Here is an 18,004-nt window from a genome sequence, read left to right on the forward strand (position 1 = left end):
CGCGTGTGTTGCGGCGTCGGCCGATCAGTTCCCGCTGATCGGCCGGCGCCCAGTTCTTGAACTACTTTCCGGCCTCAAGGACAGCCAGGCGCTGCTCGATGCTGGCCAGGCGCAGCTCGGCCGCCTCTCGCTCGCGGCGGTCCCGACGTGCCATTGCCGCCAGCATCCATGCGTGCAGCTCGCCCACGCGGAAGCTGAAGGACTCACCCGCTTCGACAGCCGGCTCCAGCAGCTCGCGGCCGGCTTCCACAGCCCCGCTGATGAGCCGGCGCCCGGCCTCAATGGCCGGTGAAACCATGATGTGGATCTCGGGGGCCAACATCTCCCCTTCGTCACCGTAGGCGGCCGGCACTACCTCGTAGACCGCATCTTGCGCGGGCCATTCCTCCCAGACCTCCTCCTGCGCTGGCCACTCGCGCCAGACAGCCTCTTTCGCCGGCCAGCTGTCGTGGCAGAAGCAGCTGTAGGCCCAGGAGTCGAGGCCATGCGTCACCATCACGTCGCAAGCATCTTGCACAGTCGGGCCGCCGTGAATGCGGTCGCCGGTCTCCCACTCCCAGACAGACTCAAGCTCCGCGATCGCCAAGAACGCGGCTTCTTCGGTATCCGTCATGTGGCGGAGGTTCTTCTTCTTCCGCTTGTCCGAGCCAGTGACCGGGGCGTTCTGGACGAACAGATTGCGGTAGGCGAACGTGCCCGTGCCCAGGTCATCCTTGTTGGTAGTGCGCGGCCGCACCACGTAGTCGGTGGTGATGACCTTGTTGGCCAGCTCAATGCGCAACGGCATATCAATGATCACGGAATTTTCGTAACCGTTGTTGCGCACCTGCCACTGTTTGATGTCCCCGTCCAGGACCTCATACAAGGAGAAATTGCCGCCGATCTCGTTGTACCAGGTGCCCGGGAAGGGCGAACTCATGCGTAGCTGGCTACCGGTGAGGGTCTTGACGCCGGCAATGGTCTCGTCCCCCACCAGGCCTGCAGCCTGGAGGCTGGTGCGCGAGCGGGCCTTCGCTGCGTCGTCCCCGGTCATGGTCAGCTCGGCGGTGAACGTGTTGAGCCAGGCGTTGCCGACAGTGCCGAGGTTCAATGTTCCCGGGATAGTCGGCCGCACATGGGCCGGGCCGATGCTGACCCAGTTCACAGGCGCTGCGTTGTCCGATGCGGAGCCGCAGCCGAGCAATAGGTCACCGGATCGAGCGCGAATGTCCGAGCGGCGCGCAGCCCCAGCATTCCAATCACCACGGAACAGCGAAATACCTGCCGAGTCGCCACCGGGTTCGCCGTACACGATCCGGCCGTTGGCGGAAAGGTTCCAGTTGCTATTGGCCGTGTAGGTCTTTACGCCACCGATCGTCTCATCACCCATCGTATGAACCACACCGCTGTCCGATGCCATTCCGGCCCGAATCGCACTGACCAGGACCTTCACGCTGCCGCCCCCTTGGACAGCAGGAATCGCCTCATTGCCGGTGAGCGCGGCGGCAGCCGGCAGGCCAGAAATCTTTACGTCGACCATTTTCGTTACTCCAGAATCAGGGGGTCGCCCGCTTCGGTGACCAGGCGATCGCCTGCCTCGGTCACCAGCTGCGCGCGGTACAGGAAGGTGTGCTGCTGGATCTGCCAGCTGCGGTAGCCATCACGGATGGCTTCGACCTCGACACGGATCTGCTTTCCACCGCTGCCGGCGGGCGGCGTGTAGGTGTCGGTCGTGCCACTGATGGTGGCCTGCGTCCGGGCCAGCGCGCCGGCGAGGTACCAGCGGACGGTGTAGGTAGTACCCGGTTCGGGGCCGATGCTGCCCTGCTCGGTGTCGATCAGCTGATCAGCCTGCAGGAGACGGTCGCGATGCGCCCACTGCACCGTAAGCGCGGCGCCGGCGGTCCACACCTCCGGCGGGTAGGCCTCGCCTTGTACGCGCAGCCGACCGGGTGGATACGGGCGGATCTGGCGACGCTGCACCGTCAGACCGATAGCGGCGGCCAGGTCAGGGTTCAGCTCCCCCTGGCTGGTGCGGGTGAGCAGCTTCGCCTGGGGCGATTCATTGGCCAGGTACTCGCGTGTGTCGAAGCCGACGTACTCGTCGGTGAACCACACCCGCGTTCCGACCGCGTGCGCCGCTGGCACGGTGTCGACGCAACCACGGGCCACGGTGAGCGTGGCTGCCACCGGGTCGAGGGCCACCACGCGCACCAGCTCGTCATCAATGAGCGCCTCGGTGCCAATTGCGACTGCGTCCAGGCTGACGCCGGCGGACAGGGCGATGGCCGTGGTGGTGGCCGTCATGGCGGTGATCAGCAGGCCGGTGGGGGCGAAGTCGGCCACGCCCACCTCCGCGAACGCGGCGCTACCCAGCCGGGTCTGCAGGGTGTAGCCGAATGCCACCGAGGACGGCCGCACGCCGATAGAAGTCAGGAAGCCAACATCCGCCGGCACGGCAGTCAGCTCCGCTGCCGCAAGGGTGGCGGCAAGGTCGCGGTAGCTGGCCTCCTGTAGGCGCTGCACGGTGACGGGCTTGGGCTTGGTATCCGGCTCCACCCAAGCATTCTCCGAAGGCTGGATGTAACTGGCTGCGGTCATGCCGCTAACGTCCTGGACCACGGTAAGCACCACAGCCGTGTCGGTCTGCGTCCCTTCGTCGACGTCCAAGACGCGCACGGGCATGCGGACCACGCCGCGCCGTGGCCACGACAAGGCTCGGACCTGCCCGCGTTTGAACGGCCCGGCGTCCTGGCGCACGCGAATCCTGACCCTGCACGGCAAACTGCTCACGGCGGCCACCTCGCGCGCCGCGACACGTCCGGCGAGCGCGGCGTTCCACAGCCCCGGATAGTTCTTGCGGCTGCTGACGACCCGCCCCTGCGCCTGCACGCTCGCCAAATTTTGGTAGGTGACGGCCGCATCCTTGTTGGTTCTGACATCGCGGTAGACGACCGTGATTTCATTGACGCTGTTCTCAAGCATCGGCTGCTGCCACTCCAGCAGCTCCATGATGCTCGCCGGACCGATTTCCTCCAGGGCCGCTGGGTCATAGTCCGGCCGCACCAGCACCAGCTCGGTCAGCCCTGTCACCGGATCCTCGATGCGCATACCACCGATGTGGTCGCACACCATGTCCATGAACTCCCCAGCAGGTACTGATCGGGCCCACTTCAGGCACAGGCCGAACCCTTCGTTTTTCAGCGTCTGCGCTGCCTTGCGGAAGCTCTCATCGTTGATTACGTCGATAGGGTGGCCCATACCCTCAGTACGGACCTGATAGATGATGTGGGCCGGGTTCATTCCCTCATCGATCTGCGCCAGGTCGCCCTGCCAAAGCCCTCTTTTCCAGCCTTGGCGCCAGCGTGAGACCTTCTTCGTCCAGTTCTTGATATAGGGGTTCATGGACGAAACCTGGCCATTGAAGACGGTCGTGAACAGACCGCGTGCAGCTGGCCACGGGCCCGGCACCCGCGACTGCAGGTAGGCGCTGGGCATCTGAGTGGGCTCACCCATGCGTACCTCCAAGGTGCCGGAAATGCCTCCTTCGCCCTTGTCCCCGCCGAAGACTTGCGGGGCAAAAATCGAAATGATCTGGGAAGTGACCACGTTGCCTGCCCACACAATGCGATCGCCAACGCGGATCTCGCGCAGCGAATCCACCGGCCCCAGGCATTCGCCCATATAGAGGCCCATGAAGTAGCGATAGCCGACGGTTTGCTTCTTGCCACTACCCACGACCAGCCTCCTCGCGGGCAATGCCGGCCAAACGTTGAGCGAAGGCATCGTCCAGCGCTTCGAACTGCTCCACCGGCAGCCCCTCGTCCAGGAACTGCCGCAGGTTCAGGCCGTGCCGTTCCATCCAAGTACGGATGCCGGCGGCGCACAACACGCCGGCCTGCTCTCCCAGCTTCGCTGCGCGAGCATGGTCGACGGTGACCAGGACAGAAGACCCCATCACTTTTTGCCACCCTTGACCTTGATCGGCGTAGTGCGCAGGTCGCCGTACCACAGCACGTTCGGATCATCGATCCAGACAGTGCCGAAGATCATGGCCGTCTCGCGGCCGTCCTCGGCGGTCGGCACGTTGAAGTCTTCAAGCGACGATGGTCGAGGCACCGGCGGCTTTGGCCGCATCACGTAGCTGACGATCAACGCCACGATCATGACAACGATTTGAACCCACATGGGCAGCTCCTCAGAAGATGGGATCGGCGCCGAAGGGATTCTTCGGCGGGATGGTGTGCTGGCCGCCGTAGTTCGGCGCGTTGTTGAACTTCTCGTGGCAGATCTGCAGGGCGTGACCGCAGCCCGGGTAGGCGGACACCAACGCGCCGGCAGCGAGCGGCGCTGCTGTGAGTAGAGTGAGGGTCGGCCCGACATGGCCTATCACGAAGCGGTACTCGACGGCCGCGCCTTGGACCCATTTGATGAAGCCGCCCACGAACCAACCGTCCGGCTTTGCCGCGAAGGCAGTGGACGCAATCGTCTGAGCGGATGCGGCCGACAGCACGCCATCGACTCGGAACAGCTCCGGATTCAGACCGCAGTCGGCGTCAAAGAGTGCGAACGGGCACTGCGCCTGCCAGCATCGGCGAAGGCCGTTCGTCGCGGCGGCGCCGGCATTGCTCTGGCAGGTCAGGATCAGATCATTCTGTCGCTCGCTGAAGTCGCTCAGCACGCCGTTCCAGGTGCCGCGGATCGCGCCGTCGCTCTTCCGAATCCGCCGCCAGCGAACGGCGATGCGATCGGTCGGCGGATACGGCCGCAGGGCCGACGCCAAAGAGATGGACAGCGGCACGGTCACTTCCAGATTTGACCTGGCCTCCTGGGCGGACTGGCCAAGGCGACCGCGCTTGATTGCCTCGGGGCTGAACGGCTGTGAATCGTAGATCTCGACCCGATCGCTGGACGTGTAGCGCCAACGCTGGGAACCGCGCCCAAATTCATACAGCTCGACATGGCGGGAGAACAGGCTCATGGCTCGCTCTCCTCAGCGCCAATGCCGGCGAAAGACACGCGGCAACGCGCGACGCCCTCACCATCGGTTTCATGGGACAGTTCCACGGTGTCGGAACTGAGGCGGGCCAGCACCATCCAGCTGATCAAGCGAATGGCACTCGGCTGCAGGGCGATCCCGTGTGGCACGTCCAGCTGCAGGAACTCCCGCTGCGGATCCAGCTCGGTGGCCTCAATCAACTGCCGGTACAGTACCTGGCCACTGAACAGTTCGATGCGCAGGTGGCGACGGCCAGCTTGTGCACGCCCGAAGCGGGCCACACCCACCCAGGCCACAACAATCCCGCTGGACGTGCTCAAGGCTGGCTCGACCAGCTCCAGATCGTCGGCCCAAGACGGCACCCACAGTGCGGCCGCTCGGCCCTGCAGCCAGTACAGCAAGCTGCGCAGGTTGGCCTGCTCCGTGCGTCCCCAGGTCTGCCAGGCGTGCGACTGCAGCGGCCACGCCTTGCCGGTGATGTCGTCGACCGCCATCGGACCGATGTCACCGTCGATCACCACCACCTGTCGACCGAACTCGGCCGTCTGCGCCTGGTCGAGGTCAGGACGCTGCTCCAGCACAGGTCGACCGCGATAGATCGCCGCCGGTGCCGCTGCTGGCCAGTCGCAGGTCTCTACCGCAGCCAGGCGCACGGTCGACCGCATGACCTGGTCGGTCACGCGTTCCAGGCTGGGGGTCTCGGCAATACGAGCCGTCCTGCAGGGCAGCACGCGGGTGCCTGGCGCCCAGGCATTGGCCGTGGGGCGGGCCAGCTGCAGGCTGTCGGCGGCAACGTCGGCCACTTCCACCAGCTCGTACGTGGTGACGTCCTTCCAGAGCATGGCCAGCCCACCAGGCCGGTAGTCACGATGGGTGGCGGCGTGCACCGGAATGGACTGGACACCCAGCACCAGGTGCGTGCGCAGCCACGACACGTCGTTCCAAACCGGTAGTGCCCAAGTACGCGCAGACCAGTCGAACAGAGCGTGTTCCAGCACCTGGCGCTCGCGCCGGTCGGCCAGCACGCTGAACTCCCAAGAGCGCCTCGGCGAACCACGCAGAGGAAATCTGGCTTCGCCGCCGCCGACCGATTGCTGGATGTCCGTCGCCCAAGCCAGCGTTTCGGTGACAGGACGCTCCCAGTCCGGCGGCAGCATCCACGCCGACATGCGATTGCCGGTGATGGTGACGGTGCGGCGCCCCAAGGCCACGAAGTCGTAAGACAGCGTAGCCGCGATCACCGGCGGGCCTTCGGTCGTGACCGACAGCTGCCAACGGCGCAGCTGCAGGGCCGAAAACGCCAATGGTGGGGTGCCAGGGCCTACCAGCTCGACGCCATCGCCGTTCTCAAGGGTTACCGAGGCCAGCGTCTGCTGCTGGAGGTAGGAGTTCCAGACTTGCACGTAGCGCACCTGATTGGTGACCAGGTTGCCCAGGTCGATGCGCAGAGGAAGGACGTGGATCCGGTAGTACCAGTCATCGAATGAGCTACGGAGGTTCGGACCAGCTGACCGCTGCTCGGGTTCCACCACCGTGGCCTCGTGGCCAGGCCCCACGTAGAAACCGATGCCTGCCAGCGCAGAGCGGAACTGTAGCGGGATCCTTGTGCGCGGAAGGCCTAGGTTTGCGCTGCGCCAATTCGGGCCCGTGCTGCTCTGGGTGGAGAGAATGATCGTCATCAGGACTTCCGCACTGCCCAACCATAGTTGCCGCTTGCCGGCGGTGCGTTAGTGGCGCTGTTCATGGCCAACTTGCGCAGCCAGGGGAACACGACCCAAGTCTCATCTCCGATCGTTACCTCCTGCTCGGGCTCCAGCCTGTCCATGTAGCAAGCGCGCAGGCCGATGACCTGGCCGATCGGAGATAGGTAAGGATTCGTGCCAGGGCGCCTGACAGTCAGATGGATTGGCTGAAAGACGCTACGGCCAGAGAACGTGTTGTCGTTCGCACCCGCAAGAACGCGACCGAGCCACATGCTGTCGTAGCTGTTGGATGTCGTAGCTTGGTAGATCGAGCCGACTCCACTACCGGCCTGACCTTCTACACCCAGCGCCGAACCAAAGTAGTTGCACAGCTGGTGATACCAATTGCTCCTGTCGTCTTCAATAGAATCGGCACGAACATGGCCACAACCGGTAAAGCTGGTGTTGTGGCCAAACAGAACGACGTTGGATCCGCTTGAGATGAGAACACCACTCCAACCACCTGTGCGAGCCCAGTAGGTTCCATCGACATAGGTGCCGCCAGCGTAGCTGCCGGCCTTCTCCAGCACACCGAAGGCATGATGGCGATACTCACCGGCAACGGCCTGGGCCACCGCAACATGAATCGCAGTCTCGTTGGAGAAGAGCTTCAGGCGCGGGAAGGGTCCAGTCAGCTCGTAGGAGGAGATGTCGCGAGGAGAGACCAGCGGTTGCAGCGCCGGAGTCGCACCCCCGTCGTAGCCGATGGAGATTCGCGACCGCAGGCTCAGCTGGTCAGTATTGAACAGATGCACGTAGTCCGAAACACCGGGAATGCGGATCGTGGCAGTGCGATTGGCACCCGAAAGAGAATTGCGCTCGACCGTCCAGCCATTGGCCTGCGCAAATTGCACAACCAGGTCGATCAGCGTCTGAACGTTCGGGATGTTGTTGAACTCGGCGTACGCCATTTTTCACTCCAGAGCAAAGGCGGCGTACTCGCCGTCGCCGGTTCGATACACGTTTGGGACCAGCAAGTGATCCGTGCCATTCACTGCCACGATTTGCTCTGCGGTGGCGCCGAAGGACGGCGTGTAGAAGACGCCGTCGAAACTCCCGAAGAACTGCCCGCGTTCCGGCATGTCGATGACCTGATCACCTCGGTCATAGTTGCCAGCCGTCCAACCAATGCCTACAAGTTGCCCGCGCTGCAGCCAGCGCTGACCGTCAAGACAGTTCCGGAAGTTCTGCTGCCGAACGCCAGGCGCCCACGGCAACGTCATTCGTGACGTGGATAGAGCGCCGCTACTGTAAGAGTTGCGAATCGGCATCCAAGCCTGCACCGGACTGAATATATACGCTTGGCTGTTCGCGATGCTATTGGTGTTATCCGCGCTCGCATTCCAGAAGTTGGAATGCATATAGGTGTCCAGCGATGCCTGGGCGTTTCTACCCAAGTAGGACGCACCAATGAAGAGGGGATAGCTCCAGTCCCCTGGGAGGTGTTCCGGCAAGATGAAGCCGGCATACATAGCGTCGTAGCGACCGTTGATCCGGGTGATGACCTTGAAGCAACGACCGTTTGCGACGAACCAGTACTTGATCGGTGAATTCACGCCCAGGATCGAGACGTAGTTCGAATTTGTGCCGGCCGGATCTATGCTCGGCATTGCGGGGTTGTAAGCAACGTGGCCGCGAATGGCCATGTTGTAGTAGCTGCTCGCCGGCACTACCCATGCCTGCAAAGAGAGGTAGATCTCATCTTCGCCGGCCAACCCTCGTCCCTTCAGTGATACGAAATCATTGGCCGTAATTTGGCCGCTGGCCACCCCCCCGACGACCTGCCATTGCTGGTTCGCGGCCACCAAGGCCGGGTCGGTAGTCAGAAAGTCCCGCAGGCGCGCCATGAGGTCCGTGATGTTGGCGGCGGTGTCTGTTGCCCAAGCCATGTTCAGAGTCCCAGTACTTGGCGGATCGCCGCAGAGTTGCGGCTGATCTTGTTGATGACGGTGGTGTCGCTGCCCGGGTCGTCCAGGTACTGGTCGAGCAGGTCTGGCGACACCTGGTTGATCACACGCAGACCCAGCTGCGCAGCCGCTGCCACTGGCGTAGGCGACGAGGCGGTGAACATGGGCGTGTTTGCGATCATCGGCGTAACTGCGCCGCCCTCGGCGTAACCGCGCCAGCGATCGATGGCCGCCATGCCGACCTGGTTGAAGGCCGAAAGGAACGCCAGCGCACCCGGTTGGCGCACGACCTCCTGGCGGTGGACGAACTCACCCGCATGGACACTGCCTGCGTACTGGTACTTGCCGCCGGGACCGGTGTAGCCGCCGGTGGCATAACTGGCAGCGGCGCCGATCGCGTTTGCGGCCGCCATTGCTGCCGCTGCGGACTGCATCTGGATGGCTGCAGCGGTCACAGCGGCAGCGCCGCTGATCAGGCCAGCGCCAGACGTGCTCAGTGCGGTGGCGCTGGTGGCCACGGCGGTGGCGCCTGCGGTGACGCCCGCGGCTGCGCTGGACAGGGCCGCCGCAGACGCCTGGGTGGCGGCGGCACTGGCGACGTCAGTGCCGGCATCGACGCCCTTGTCGAACACCATCGAGGTGATGCGGTTAGCCAACGCCTGCGACCACTGATCAGCCACAAACTCGGCCAGCCCGGTCGACACGGACACGAAGAAGGACCGGACCGTCTCGCCGAGGGATGCGTTTCCGGTCGCCAGGGACATGAAAGCATCCTTGAACGCGCTCTGGAATGTGGTGCGAACGTTCTGCTGCAGGAGATTGGTGGTCTCGGCCATCTCCCGCAGCTTCAACTCGATCTGTTCGACGGCAGCCAGGGCTTCCGGATTGCCGAGCGCGGTCGCTGCTGCGCGCATCTGCGGGACCAGGTCGCGCAGCGTGACCAGCTTGGCTTGGTACAGGTTGACGATGCGCTGTTGGGCGTCGGCTTCGGTGATCAGTCCAGCCTGCAGTTCGACTTGGATGCGCTGCTGCTCCAGCCCGACCTGGCCCATCGTGCGGTTGTAGGTCTCCTGCACACCCTTGAGCTGGGCGCTGGCCTCGGTGAGCTTCATCAGCTTGGCGACGTCGGCCGCCTCGGCGCTCCTGCCTACGTTGTCCAGCTGCTGCTGCAGGCGCCCCAGCTCCTTGACCGTCTTGGCCACCTCAGCGTCCTGACCGGTTCCCTGCAGCTGGGCCAGCTGCAGGCGGACGTCGACCATGCGCTTGGCCATCTCAACGCGCTGGCGCTCGCTGTCCAGCAACTGTGCCTGGTCGACCAGTTGGGACTTGAGCGTCTCGCTGGCGTTCTTGTAGGCGCCGTTCTCGATTTCGTAGCGGATCCGTGCCGCCTCGCCGGCCTTCGTTTCACCCTCCTGCAGGTCGCCCAGCATGGAGACCTGCTTGGCGAGGTTGTCCAGCTCGCGCTGAGCCGCAGTGTCGGCCTTCTCGCCTTCGGATTTACCCGGCTTCCGCGTACGGCTGCGGTCCTTGTACTGCTCCTCCAGCTGCTTGAGGGCCTTGTCGTAGGCGCCGCCCTTGATGCTGCCATCGGCACCGAACACGACATCGCGCAGCAGCGCCGGATCCGTATTGCCCGCCGCAGCACCGTCACGCAATGCGCGGAATTTCTTCCCCAGCTCATCGACAGCCTTGGCCATCTTCTCAGCCTTCGGCGCGCCGCTGTCGAGCTGGTCCTGGATGGCCTTCGATGCAGCCACGGCCTTGCTCTGCACCTCCTGGTTGGCCTTGTCGGCCGCCGCCCGCTGCTCCAGCGCCACCTTCTCCGACTCCAGCGCGGCGATGCGGGCCTTGGTCTGCTGTTCGCCCGCCGCACCTCGGGTGGCGTCACCCGGAATCGGGCTGTTCCGCAATGACTGGAAGAACACCAGGTCCTCACGCAGAGAGCTGAGGCGCGCCTCCACGTCAGTGCGGCCGACGTCCTTCATTGCCTGCCAGGTGCGCAGTACCGCGCCCTTGACGCCCTCCCAAGCCTGTTCCAGGAAGCCGGCCGACTGGCGGGCCTCTTCTACACGCTGCTTGTGGACTTCCGCGAAGGAACTGATGGCCAGGCGTGCGGCGTCGGTTTGGCGGCCCTGATCCTCCAAAGCGCGAACGTGGTCGTATACCTCCAGCGTCAGGAAGTTGTACTGCTCGTTCAGCTCTGCCAACGTTGCCGACGGCGCCTTGGCCAAGGCGATGATCTTGGCGGTCGTGTTCTCGATGCTGTCGCCGGTGAGCTTGGACAGGTTCACGGCGGCTTCGGCCGCCTCGGCAAGCGAATCACTGGCGATCCGGCCGGAGCCGGCCAGGCCGTTCAATGCCTGCTGCGCCTTGCCGTACTCGCCTGTGGTGCCGCCTACTTGGTTGCGCAGTTCGGCCAGGTGTCCGGCCGTAGTCCCCGCCGCATCACCGGTGGCGATCAGGGACAGTTCCAGGGCGCGGTTCTCCTGATAGCCCTTGTATGCGGCGGCTGCGAACAGGCCCAGCGTGGCCACGGCACCGCCGACGGCCACTCCCAGGGCGCCAAAGCCGGCCGCGCTGCGACTGCCCAGGTTGAGCAGCATGCTGCCAGCGCCGGACACATTGCCCTGCAGCAGGTTGGCGCCGACACCGGCCAGGCTGGTCCGGACCTCGCGAGCTGACAGGCTGAGATTGCGCATGCGCCGATCGGCAAGATCGACGCCGTCGCTCAGCTGCTGCCAATGGGCACGCTGGCTGGCGATACCCACCATTGCGCGGTTGTAGGCCTCACGCGAGATCGTGCCGGCATCGACCGATCGCTTGAGCTTGGCTTCATCGGCATCGAGCCGGACCAGCGCAGCGTGGGCCGGGTCGTACACACGCAGCAGCTGCTGCATTTGGCGCTCTTCCTTGGCGCGGGTGGAAGCGGCCTGCTCCTTGCTGGCCAGCAGTTGCTTCTCCTGCTTGTCCAGCTTGCCGAAGATCTCGGACTGCTCCTCCACGGAGATCAGATTGGACCGCATCACCCGATCAAGCAGCTGCTCGGTTTCGGCCAAGTCTTCGAACGAGCGGGCACCGCGCTCGACGCGCTGCTGCAGCTCGGAGATGGACTGGATCTGCTGGGTAGTGGTGGCCTGAGAGGCATACGCGGCTTGAACTGCCTCGCGGGAGGCCTGCGCCTGCGCGGCGGTGGCGGCGGCATGCCGGGAGGCCGCTTCGCTGTTGGACTGGCTCGACTGCACCTGGGCGTCCAGTGCCCGCTTGTAGTCCAGCGATGCCTGCACCATGTCCTGGATGCGCTTGGCCGCCTGCTCGGCGGTCTCGCCCTGGCGCTGCAGGCCAGCGGCGGCGGTCTCCGCCGCCTTGCCGGTCTCGGCGACACCCTTGGCGTTGCCGACCTTGGCCAGGCCATCGGCCGCCTTCTGCGCCGACCCGCCGATCTTCTCCAGATCCTTGTCCAGGGCCTGGACCGCGCTGCCGGCCTGGCTGAGGTCCGCTCGGATCTTGAGGGCCAGTTCCATGTTGCCGGCGTTGCGGTTCACGTGATTACTCCAGTTGCTTGGATAGATCCTTGGCTACGGCACCGCCGGCGAATGCGGCATTGATGTCGTGCAGCCTGGCGCGACGTTCCCTGCGGCTGCGCCTGTCCTCTTCTCGGAGGAAGAGCATCAGCTGCCGCTGGGTGTATCGCCCGATGTCGGCGGGGGTTCGTCCGTACCCCGCGCGGATGAGGGTTGAGTAGAGCTGGGCCCAGCCAATGACCTTGCCAGCCGCTCGGCCGCTGCCTTTCGCATCAGGCGTTCGATGAAAAAATGGCCATTCACCTGCCACCACAGCAACTGCAGCTGCTCGCCGTCGCGGTAGCTGAGGCCGCTGATCCAGTCCTTGTCCTGGTCCGTCGCTGCGGCGATCAGCACCAGCACGTCATCGATGTTGCTGGCCAGAACCTCGGCCACCGCTTCCATGCTCGGGATGACGGACGCATCGCCGAAGACGCGGTGCAGCCCCTCGACCAGCGGACGGATGTGGCGATCCAGACGTGCGGCCTCGACGAAGCCGTACTCACGGACGGTGATCTCGCGCCCACCGATCACCGCCATGCTCTCCGGGTGCAGGATGGCCAGGTCGTCGGGAGCGCCCGTCTTGGGCGCTCCCTTCTTATCCGGGGCCTCGACCTTCTTGGCCATCAGGCGGCCTTCTTCTGCAGCAGGCGACCGAAGCCACCCAGCACCGGATCGCTGGCCCTGGCCGGATCGAACAGGATCGCAGCCGACAGTGCCAGGTTGCCGTACTCCTGGTTGATCAGGCCCAGCGACTGCACCGGCGCGAAACGCGAGCGCCACAGCTCGATGACCACGGCGTCGCCGGTCTCGGTGTTGATACCGTCGAACTGCAGGAACTGCACCTTGCCTGGTGCGGAGAACAGCACGGTGTTCTCCACGCTCTCATAGCTGTAGGCCGCTTTGAACGGCTGCTGGAAGCTGCCGATGTTCTTCAGCTCGACGACGCCCTTGCTGTGGCCCACCAGCTCGTAGTTGGCCGGAGGCACAGTAGCCGGGGTGGTGGCGCTGTCGGTCAGTACCAGGGCGGACGCGAACGGATGGTCCAGGCGCACCTGGTCACCCACCACCAGGCCGGTGGGGAAAGCCTCGCCGGTCACTGTGGCGCCGGCGATGTCCGCGACAGTTGCCTGGAAGCCGAGCGCCAGGTTGGCGGAGGACCAGTAGTCCAGCGTCAGGTTCAGCGCGGCAGTCGTGCCGGTGTCCAGTCGGCCGAGCTGCAGGCGCTTGCCGGAGAACGAGTCGGTCTTGTCGGTACTGTTGGTGGACAGTTCCAGGGTGGCTTCGGGAACGTTGCCGAGCCAGCGCAGCTTGCCGATCTTGCCATCGGGCAGGACGTCGGCGCTGCGGATGTAGCCCTGCAGCGAGAAAAGGGAACCGGTACCGGACATCGTCACTTCTCCTTCGTATCGGCGACCACGCGGTTCGCGATCAACCACTCGCGATCGGCTTCGGACACCTTGATCTTGGCCTTGGCGTCGTACTGGACGCCGGCGTGGGTGTGGGGCTTGTCGAGGGTGACCTCGACCAGCTTCTGGACGGGTGCTTCGTTCACCGCGCTGCTCCTTTGATGATGTGCTGCGTTTGATAGATGTCGGCCCACAGGGCGACGCTGGCGTTGTAGTCCTGCATGTCGCCCTGGACGAATTGGCAGGCGCGCGCGCCCGGCAGGTACGGAACCCAGCCAATCAACGCTCCGCGAATGGCGGCCAGTACCGCCTGCAGATCCTGGGCGACCTGCTCGCCCCGCTGATCCCGGTAGTTCCGCGCCGCGACGACGACAGCAAAGCTGGCGTAGGCGATCTGGCTGCTCGGCACCTGCAGGCCCGGAGGAGCGACGCCCTGCTGCTGGGAAACCGCCTTCTCTCGGGCCAGCACCAGGTAGGCGCACGGCGCGGGAAAGTCCTGGAGCGACTTCACTGCGTGGTAGTCAGCCGCGCCCTTGATAGACCGCAACGTCTGGTTCTCCAGCAGCTTGGCCTCTACCAGGCGCTCGCGGACCAGCTCGACGTCGAAGGGGGCGGCGCTCACTTGCCGTAGTCCTCCAGCGTTGCATGGCTGAACTGCCGTGCCGGCGCGCACCACTCAGGTGAGCCACTGCTCGGAGGCGGAAGCGGATCATCGACGCCGAGCGAGAACTTGCCGTCCCTGGTCAGCTCCAGAAAGCGGAGCGCTTCCTTGTAGTCGCGTACCACCGGATCCGTCCGGTCCTCGGTGTTCACCCGATCCTTGTGCAGCAGGTAGCGGGCGATCCAGCGTGCCCAGGTCGGGACGATCGTCGGCACCGGGTTGAGCGGCACGGTGTAAGGCACCGGCTTGCGCACGACCAGGTAGCCATTGATAACGCCGTCGGCGTCGTCCAGGGCACGCTGCACGTGCGCTGCTGCCTGGTCGGCGATCGCAACGTCTGCAGGATCGTAGGCACTGCGATCGACGCCAAGGAGCGTGGCGTCCATCAGCGCCTCATCGACGATGCGGAAGCGCTCCGGGGTGGCCACCTCGGCCAGTTCCCTGGCGAGTTTTGCGGCCGACAGCAGGGGCAGCGTGCAGTAGGACATGGCGGCCCTCAGACGTGGTCGAAGGGTTCGGCCGGCTCGGTGCCGAGGACGCCAGCGGCCTGGTAGATCGCCGCGTCGTCCTCGGAGATTTCGATCCAGGCCGGCGGCTTCACGGGGTGCCCCTTGAACTTGAACGGCGTCAGCACCTCAAAACAAACGCGTGCCTGCGCGTCGTCATCGTGCGAATTCACGTCGGCGCCAAGGCCAGCAGCGGCATTGTCCGCGCCACTGGCTTCAGCGATGGCCGGCGGTGCAGAGGTGGAAACGTCGCCGCCGGCGCCAGGAGCCTGAGCGTTCTCGGCCGGTACCAGCGCCGGGTCGGCGGCCAAGTCCTTCGCTGCGGCGGCGCCGACATCGATATCAGCATCGGCCGGAGGATCCAGCTGTGCCGTGGCAGTCTCTGCGGGCTTCTCTTCCGTGACGGCCGGCGCGGCGGCCGGCTTGCTGTCCTGGACGTTCTTGGGTGCGCTGGGCGGCGCAGTGCGGGGCTTGGCCACGACGAAGATCTCCGAATAGATGGGGCCGTGCTCTCCGGCTGTCACGCATGGTTCGCTGTGCTCCGCACTGCCAGGCCCGCGTTCGCCTGGTGCCGCTGCCGCCCTTGGTGTGGCGTGGGCCGCTCTGGGGACAGTCCTGTCACCAGCGACCAGGTTGTTGTTACTCCGCGCCAGCGCCCTGGATCAGGTAGCCGGCGAGCATGCCGCTCATCACCGGCGCACGATCGGCATCCACCGGGTACACCCAGGAGCGAGCGTTCTCATCGCGATACGGCTTGCGGACCAGCGGCATGCCGGTGATCGAGTAGGTGTAGCCATAGCTCGGGCGCGCGTTGCTGCGACTGTTGCCACCGGTCGGCGGAGCCACGTAGGCCACGATCACGTCGTTGCCCCAGACGTCGCTGAGGTCGTCGTCCTGGCCGCTCGCGCCCACGGCCTCACCCACAACCACGTTCTGCACGTTCCACAGCTTGGCCAGCAGTTCCGCAGTGACCGAGTCACGACCGGTGTACTTCAGTCGATCGATGATCGACTTGTTGGCCTCCAGGGCGGCGAAGGACGAGGCCGACAGCAGAACGGTATTGGGGCGCACGCCGATCGAGCCGCGCACCGCGTTCTTGGCCTTGCCGATATCCTGGGTCGGATCGCTTCCATCAGCCGTCCAGCGATCGGCGGCGAGCAGGGCAATCTTGTGGTCGTTGTCGTACTTGCTGGCATCGCGGGCAAGTTCAGCGCACTCGTACTCATGTGCCAGCTCGTGGGTATCCAGGACGACGTCGACCGCGTCGCTGGCCAGATCCAGCCCCGGCACCTGGGCTGCGTCGTTCTGGTTTTCGTCCGGCACCAGCGCTTCCAAACCCGCCGGCGTAATCGCGTAGGGCTTACCGGCGTAACCGAAGGTGATGCGCTTGGTGGCCGAGCCGGGGGCACGCTTGGTGTTGTAGCGGCGGAAGCTCTCCTTGCCGAACTCCAGGATCTGGCCGCCGTAGGAACGCACTGTGGCGATCGGGAAGAGGAAGCGGCCCACGTTGCCCGGCCGCAGGTAGCCCTGCGCGTGGGTGGTCAGGATGGGATCGATGACGCGGGTCTGGGCGAGCGTTTGCTGGGACATGACAGGGTCTCTTGGATTCGACGAAGGTTGGGTGTGCCGCTGCGGCGCTTGGCTTAGCCAGCCGGTGCCGGGGGCGGCGCGTTCTGGATCAGCAGCACTTCGATGCGGTCGCCATCGGCAGCTGCGGCCTGCAGCGCCTGTGCGACGGCGACGCCGGTCGTAAGGGCAACCGCCTTGCCATCACTGCCGACCTGCACATACGCGTTCTTGGCAATCGCGCCGCCGGCGGTCACGACCGACGTGCCCAGCACGTCGGTGTTGACCAGGTCGCCGACCTTTGCCTCGGTGGCGGTCACGCCGAAGGTGTTGCCGGCGGCGGTGGCATAGGCGCCAGCTGCGCCGACAAAGCGCTCGGCGGCCAGTGCGGCCGTGGCGGCGATGGAGAGGGAAAGCAGAGCAATCTTCTGGGTCATGGTCGTGCGCTCCTGGCGCCTATAGCTGCGAATGGTCTGGGTGGTGCCTGGTTGTCGTTGGCGATCAGCGGCCGCCGACCGCCTTCACCGCGTCCAGGTACTTCACGCCGGGGTTGGTCTGCTGGTAAGCCAGTGCCTTGCGGTGCAGCTCCATGCCGGCGGCATCGACCTGCAGGCCGCCGCCCGGCGTGGCGAAATCGGCCGGCGCAGACGTGTCAGGCAAGCCACCGCCGGACTTCTCGCTGAAGTCGATGGCCTTGGGCAGGCTGGACAGCAGCTCGCGCAGGACTGACTCGGCGGGTTTGGAGACCTGGGTTTCGCCCTCGGCGAAGTTCAGCGGCTGACCACCGGCCGGCAGCGCCAGCAGCAGCTCGACCACACCGGCTTTCTGGCGCGGCAGCAGCTTGCCGTCGTTGACCAAGCCCTCGGCAAAGTTGGTGACGTCTTCGCGACGCGCACCTGCCTCCCGTGCGGCAAGCGCTTTCTCGCGCGCATCCAAGGCGGAAGTCTGCTGGTCCAGCTCCTGCTGGCGCTTGTCGATCTGTTCCGAGGTCTGCTGGGACATGTGAATCTCCGTTGTTCGTTCATCGGTGGGTGCCGCGAAGGCGGTGGGTTGCAATCCCGAACGCTCGTCCGGGTCACGGGTGCTTTCCGTGACCTCGCGGATCTGCCATTGCGGGATGAGCTTGTCGGCGGTTTCCAATCCATCGCGGTCGATGAGGTAATCGCGCATCGACTGCAGCAAGCTGCTCAACGTCCAGCCCAGGCGGGCGAGCGGCTGGGAGAAGCAAACCGCCTCTTCGCCCTCGGAGAAGGACGCGGACTTCAGGCCCTTCACTGCTGGCGGCTGCGCGCCCAGGAATCCGATGTGCCGCAGATAGAACTTGCCGGGTGTCGGATTGCCAGGCGTGTCGGGAAGGAAGATTGATGCGCTGATCTTCTTGAAGCGCCCCTTGTTCACCATGCCGGCGAAATCGGGGTCGACCTGGTGCGGCTCGGCGAACAGCACGCCGTCGCGACACTCCAGGGATTTACCCCAGCCGTATGCCGGCAGGTCGGCCTTGGGATGACCGACAACGATCGGCGCCTCATGCAAGTCGACGCTATAGGTCTGCGCGATCTGCTCAACGTCGGCTGCGCTGAACGTAAAGGAGCGACCGTCCTCGGCGACGTGCGTTCCGGCCTTGAAGATTTCGAGAGCTGCGGCGGGCTGGTTCATGCCGCCATGTTCCTGTCGC

At 65.1% G+C, this 18,004-nt stretch carries 18 protein-coding genes; all 18 read right to left on the minus strand.

Features of this window, described 5'->3' with window-relative positions; all coding sequences use genetic code 11:
- Window positions 1-61: 61 nt before the first annotated feature.
- Window positions 62-1,519 (minus strand): tail fiber domain-containing protein, encoded by a 1,458-nt coding sequence (locus AC13GA_RS12825; RefSeq protein WP_482998273.1) that lies wholly within the window; start codon window positions 1,517-1,519, stop codon window positions 62-64.
- A gap of 5 nt (window positions 1,520-1,524) precedes the next feature.
- Window positions 1,525-3,717: a hypothetical protein gene (locus tag AC13GA_RS12830; RefSeq protein ID WP_482998274.1), complete on the minus strand. Its 2,193-nt coding sequence runs from the start codon at window positions 3,715-3,717 to the stop codon at window positions 1,525-1,527.
- A complete protein-coding gene (locus AC13GA_RS12835) occupies window positions 3,710-3,937 on the minus strand; it encodes a hypothetical protein (protein ID WP_482998275.1) in 228 nt (75 codons plus the stop codon). The genes AC13GA_RS12830 and AC13GA_RS12835 overlap by 8 nt, the downstream gene beginning before the upstream one ends.
- Window positions 3,937-4,167 (minus strand): hypothetical protein, encoded by a 231-nt coding sequence (locus AC13GA_RS12840; protein ID WP_482998276.1) that lies wholly within the window; start codon window positions 4,165-4,167, stop codon window positions 3,937-3,939. Before AC13GA_RS12840 ends, AC13GA_RS12835 begins: the two co-directional genes overlap by 1 nt.
- Before the next feature lie 10 nt (window positions 4,168-4,177).
- Window positions 4,178-4,960, minus strand: coding sequence for a phage BR0599 family protein (locus tag AC13GA_RS12845; protein WP_482998277.1), 783 nt, complete (start codon window positions 4,958-4,960; stop codon window positions 4,178-4,180).
- On the minus strand, window positions 4,957-6,510 hold the full coding sequence (locus tag AC13GA_RS12850) for a hypothetical protein (protein ID WP_482998278.1): 1,554 nt from the start codon (window positions 6,508-6,510) through the stop codon (window positions 4,957-4,959). Before AC13GA_RS12850 ends, AC13GA_RS12845 begins: the two co-directional genes overlap by 4 nt.
- A gap of 146 nt (window positions 6,511-6,656) precedes the next feature.
- Window positions 6,657-7,631, minus strand: coding sequence for a hypothetical protein (locus tag AC13GA_RS12855; protein ID WP_482998279.1), 975 nt, complete (start codon window positions 7,629-7,631; stop codon window positions 6,657-6,659).
- A gap of 3 nt (window positions 7,632-7,634) precedes the next feature.
- A complete protein-coding gene (locus tag AC13GA_RS12860) occupies window positions 7,635-8,609 on the minus strand; it encodes a hypothetical protein (RefSeq protein WP_482998280.1) in 975 nt (324 codons plus the stop codon).
- A gap of 2 nt (window positions 8,610-8,611) precedes the next feature.
- On the minus strand, window positions 8,612-12,169 hold the full coding sequence (locus tag AC13GA_RS12865; protein ID WP_482998281.1) for a phage tail length tape measure family protein: 3,558 nt from the start codon (window positions 12,167-12,169) through the stop codon (window positions 8,612-8,614).
- Window positions 12,170-12,295: 126 nt separating this feature from the next.
- Window positions 12,296-12,814, minus strand: coding sequence for a DUF6631 family protein (locus tag AC13GA_RS12870; protein WP_197603568.1), 519 nt, complete (start codon window positions 12,812-12,814; stop codon window positions 12,296-12,298).
- Window positions 12,814-13,578, minus strand: a complete 765-nt coding sequence (locus tag AC13GA_RS12875) for a phage tail tube protein (protein ID WP_482998282.1) — start codon at window positions 13,576-13,578, stop codon at window positions 12,814-12,816. The genes AC13GA_RS12870 and AC13GA_RS12875 overlap by 1 nt, the downstream gene beginning before the upstream one ends.
- A gap of 2 nt (window positions 13,579-13,580) precedes the next feature.
- Complete coding sequence (locus tag AC13GA_RS12880; protein ID WP_155029304.1) at window positions 13,581-13,742, minus strand: DUF7210 family protein; 162 nt, start codon at window positions 13,740-13,742, stop codon at window positions 13,581-13,583.
- Window positions 13,739-14,218: a phage tail terminator protein gene (locus tag AC13GA_RS12885; protein ID WP_482998283.1), complete on the minus strand. Its 480-nt coding sequence runs from the start codon at window positions 14,216-14,218 to the stop codon at window positions 13,739-13,741. The genes AC13GA_RS12880 and AC13GA_RS12885 overlap by 4 nt, the downstream gene beginning before the upstream one ends.
- On the minus strand, window positions 14,215-14,745 hold the full coding sequence (locus AC13GA_RS12890) for a phage protein Gp36 family protein (protein WP_482998284.1): 531 nt from the start codon (window positions 14,743-14,745) through the stop codon (window positions 14,215-14,217). The genes AC13GA_RS12885 and AC13GA_RS12890 overlap by 4 nt, the downstream gene beginning before the upstream one ends.
- Window positions 14,746-14,753: 8 nt before the next feature.
- Window positions 14,754-15,242: a hypothetical protein gene (locus tag AC13GA_RS12895; protein WP_482998285.1), complete on the minus strand. Its 489-nt coding sequence runs from the start codon at window positions 15,240-15,242 to the stop codon at window positions 14,754-14,756.
- Window positions 15,243-15,402: 160 nt separating this feature from the next.
- Window positions 15,403-16,353 carry a major capsid protein gene (locus AC13GA_RS12900; RefSeq protein WP_482998286.1) on the minus strand — a complete coding sequence of 317 codons (951 nt, stop codon included), beginning with the start codon at window positions 16,351-16,353 and terminating at the stop codon, window positions 15,403-15,405.
- A gap of 53 nt (window positions 16,354-16,406) precedes the next feature.
- Window positions 16,407-16,766, minus strand: a complete 360-nt coding sequence (locus AC13GA_RS12905; RefSeq protein WP_482998287.1) for a capsid cement protein — start codon at window positions 16,764-16,766, stop codon at window positions 16,407-16,409.
- Window positions 16,767-16,830: 64 nt separating this feature from the next.
- Window positions 16,831-17,985: a hypothetical protein gene (locus tag AC13GA_RS12910; protein ID WP_482998288.1), complete on the minus strand. Its 1,155-nt coding sequence runs from the start codon at window positions 17,983-17,985 to the stop codon at window positions 16,831-16,833.
- Between the last annotated feature and the right edge of the window lie 19 nt (window positions 17,986-18,004).

This window comes from Stenotrophomonas sp. 22DLJC03 (assembly GCF_056861405.1).

Coding starts and splice junctions, on each gene's coding strand:
- AC13GA_RS12870 (WP_197603568.1), bottom strand. CDS start 12,814: ATGGCCAAGAAGGTCGAGGCCCCGGATAAGAAGGGAGCGCCCAAGACG.
- AC13GA_RS12905 (WP_482998287.1), bottom strand. CDS start 16,766: ATGACCCAGAAGATTGCTCTGCTTTCCCTCTCCATCGCCGCCACGGCC.
- AC13GA_RS12855 (WP_482998279.1), bottom strand. CDS start 7,631: ATGGCGTACGCCGAGTTCAACAACATCCCGAACGTTCAGACGCTGATC.
- AC13GA_RS12835 (WP_482998275.1), bottom strand. CDS start 3,937: ATGGGGTCTTCTGTCCTGGTCACCGTCGACCATGCTCGCGCAGCGAAG.
- AC13GA_RS12890 (WP_482998284.1), bottom strand. CDS start 14,745: ATGTCCTACTGCACGCTGCCCCTGCTGTCGGCCGCAAAACTCGCCAGG.
- AC13GA_RS12845 (WP_482998277.1), bottom strand. CDS start 4,960: ATGAGCCTGTTCTCCCGCCATGTCGAGCTGTATGAATTTGGGCGCGGT.
- AC13GA_RS12910 (WP_482998288.1), bottom strand. CDS start 17,985: ATGAACCAGCCCGCCGCAGCTCTCGAAATCTTCAAGGCCGGAACGCAC.
- AC13GA_RS12825 (WP_482998273.1), bottom strand. CDS start 1,519: ATGGTCGACGTAAAGATTTCTGGCCTGCCGGCTGCCGCCGCGCTCACC.
- AC13GA_RS12860 (WP_482998280.1), bottom strand. CDS start 8,609: ATGGCTTGGGCAACAGACACCGCCGCCAACATCACGGACCTCATGGCG.
- AC13GA_RS12840 (WP_482998276.1), bottom strand. CDS start 4,167: ATGTGGGTTCAAATCGTTGTCATGATCGTGGCGTTGATCGTCAGCTAC.
- AC13GA_RS12900 (WP_482998286.1), bottom strand. CDS start 16,353: ATGTCCCAGCAAACGCTCGCCCAGACCCGCGTCATCGATCCCATCCTG.
- AC13GA_RS12875 (WP_482998282.1), bottom strand. CDS start 13,578: ATGTCCGGTACCGGTTCCCTTTTCTCGCTGCAGGGCTACATCCGCAGC.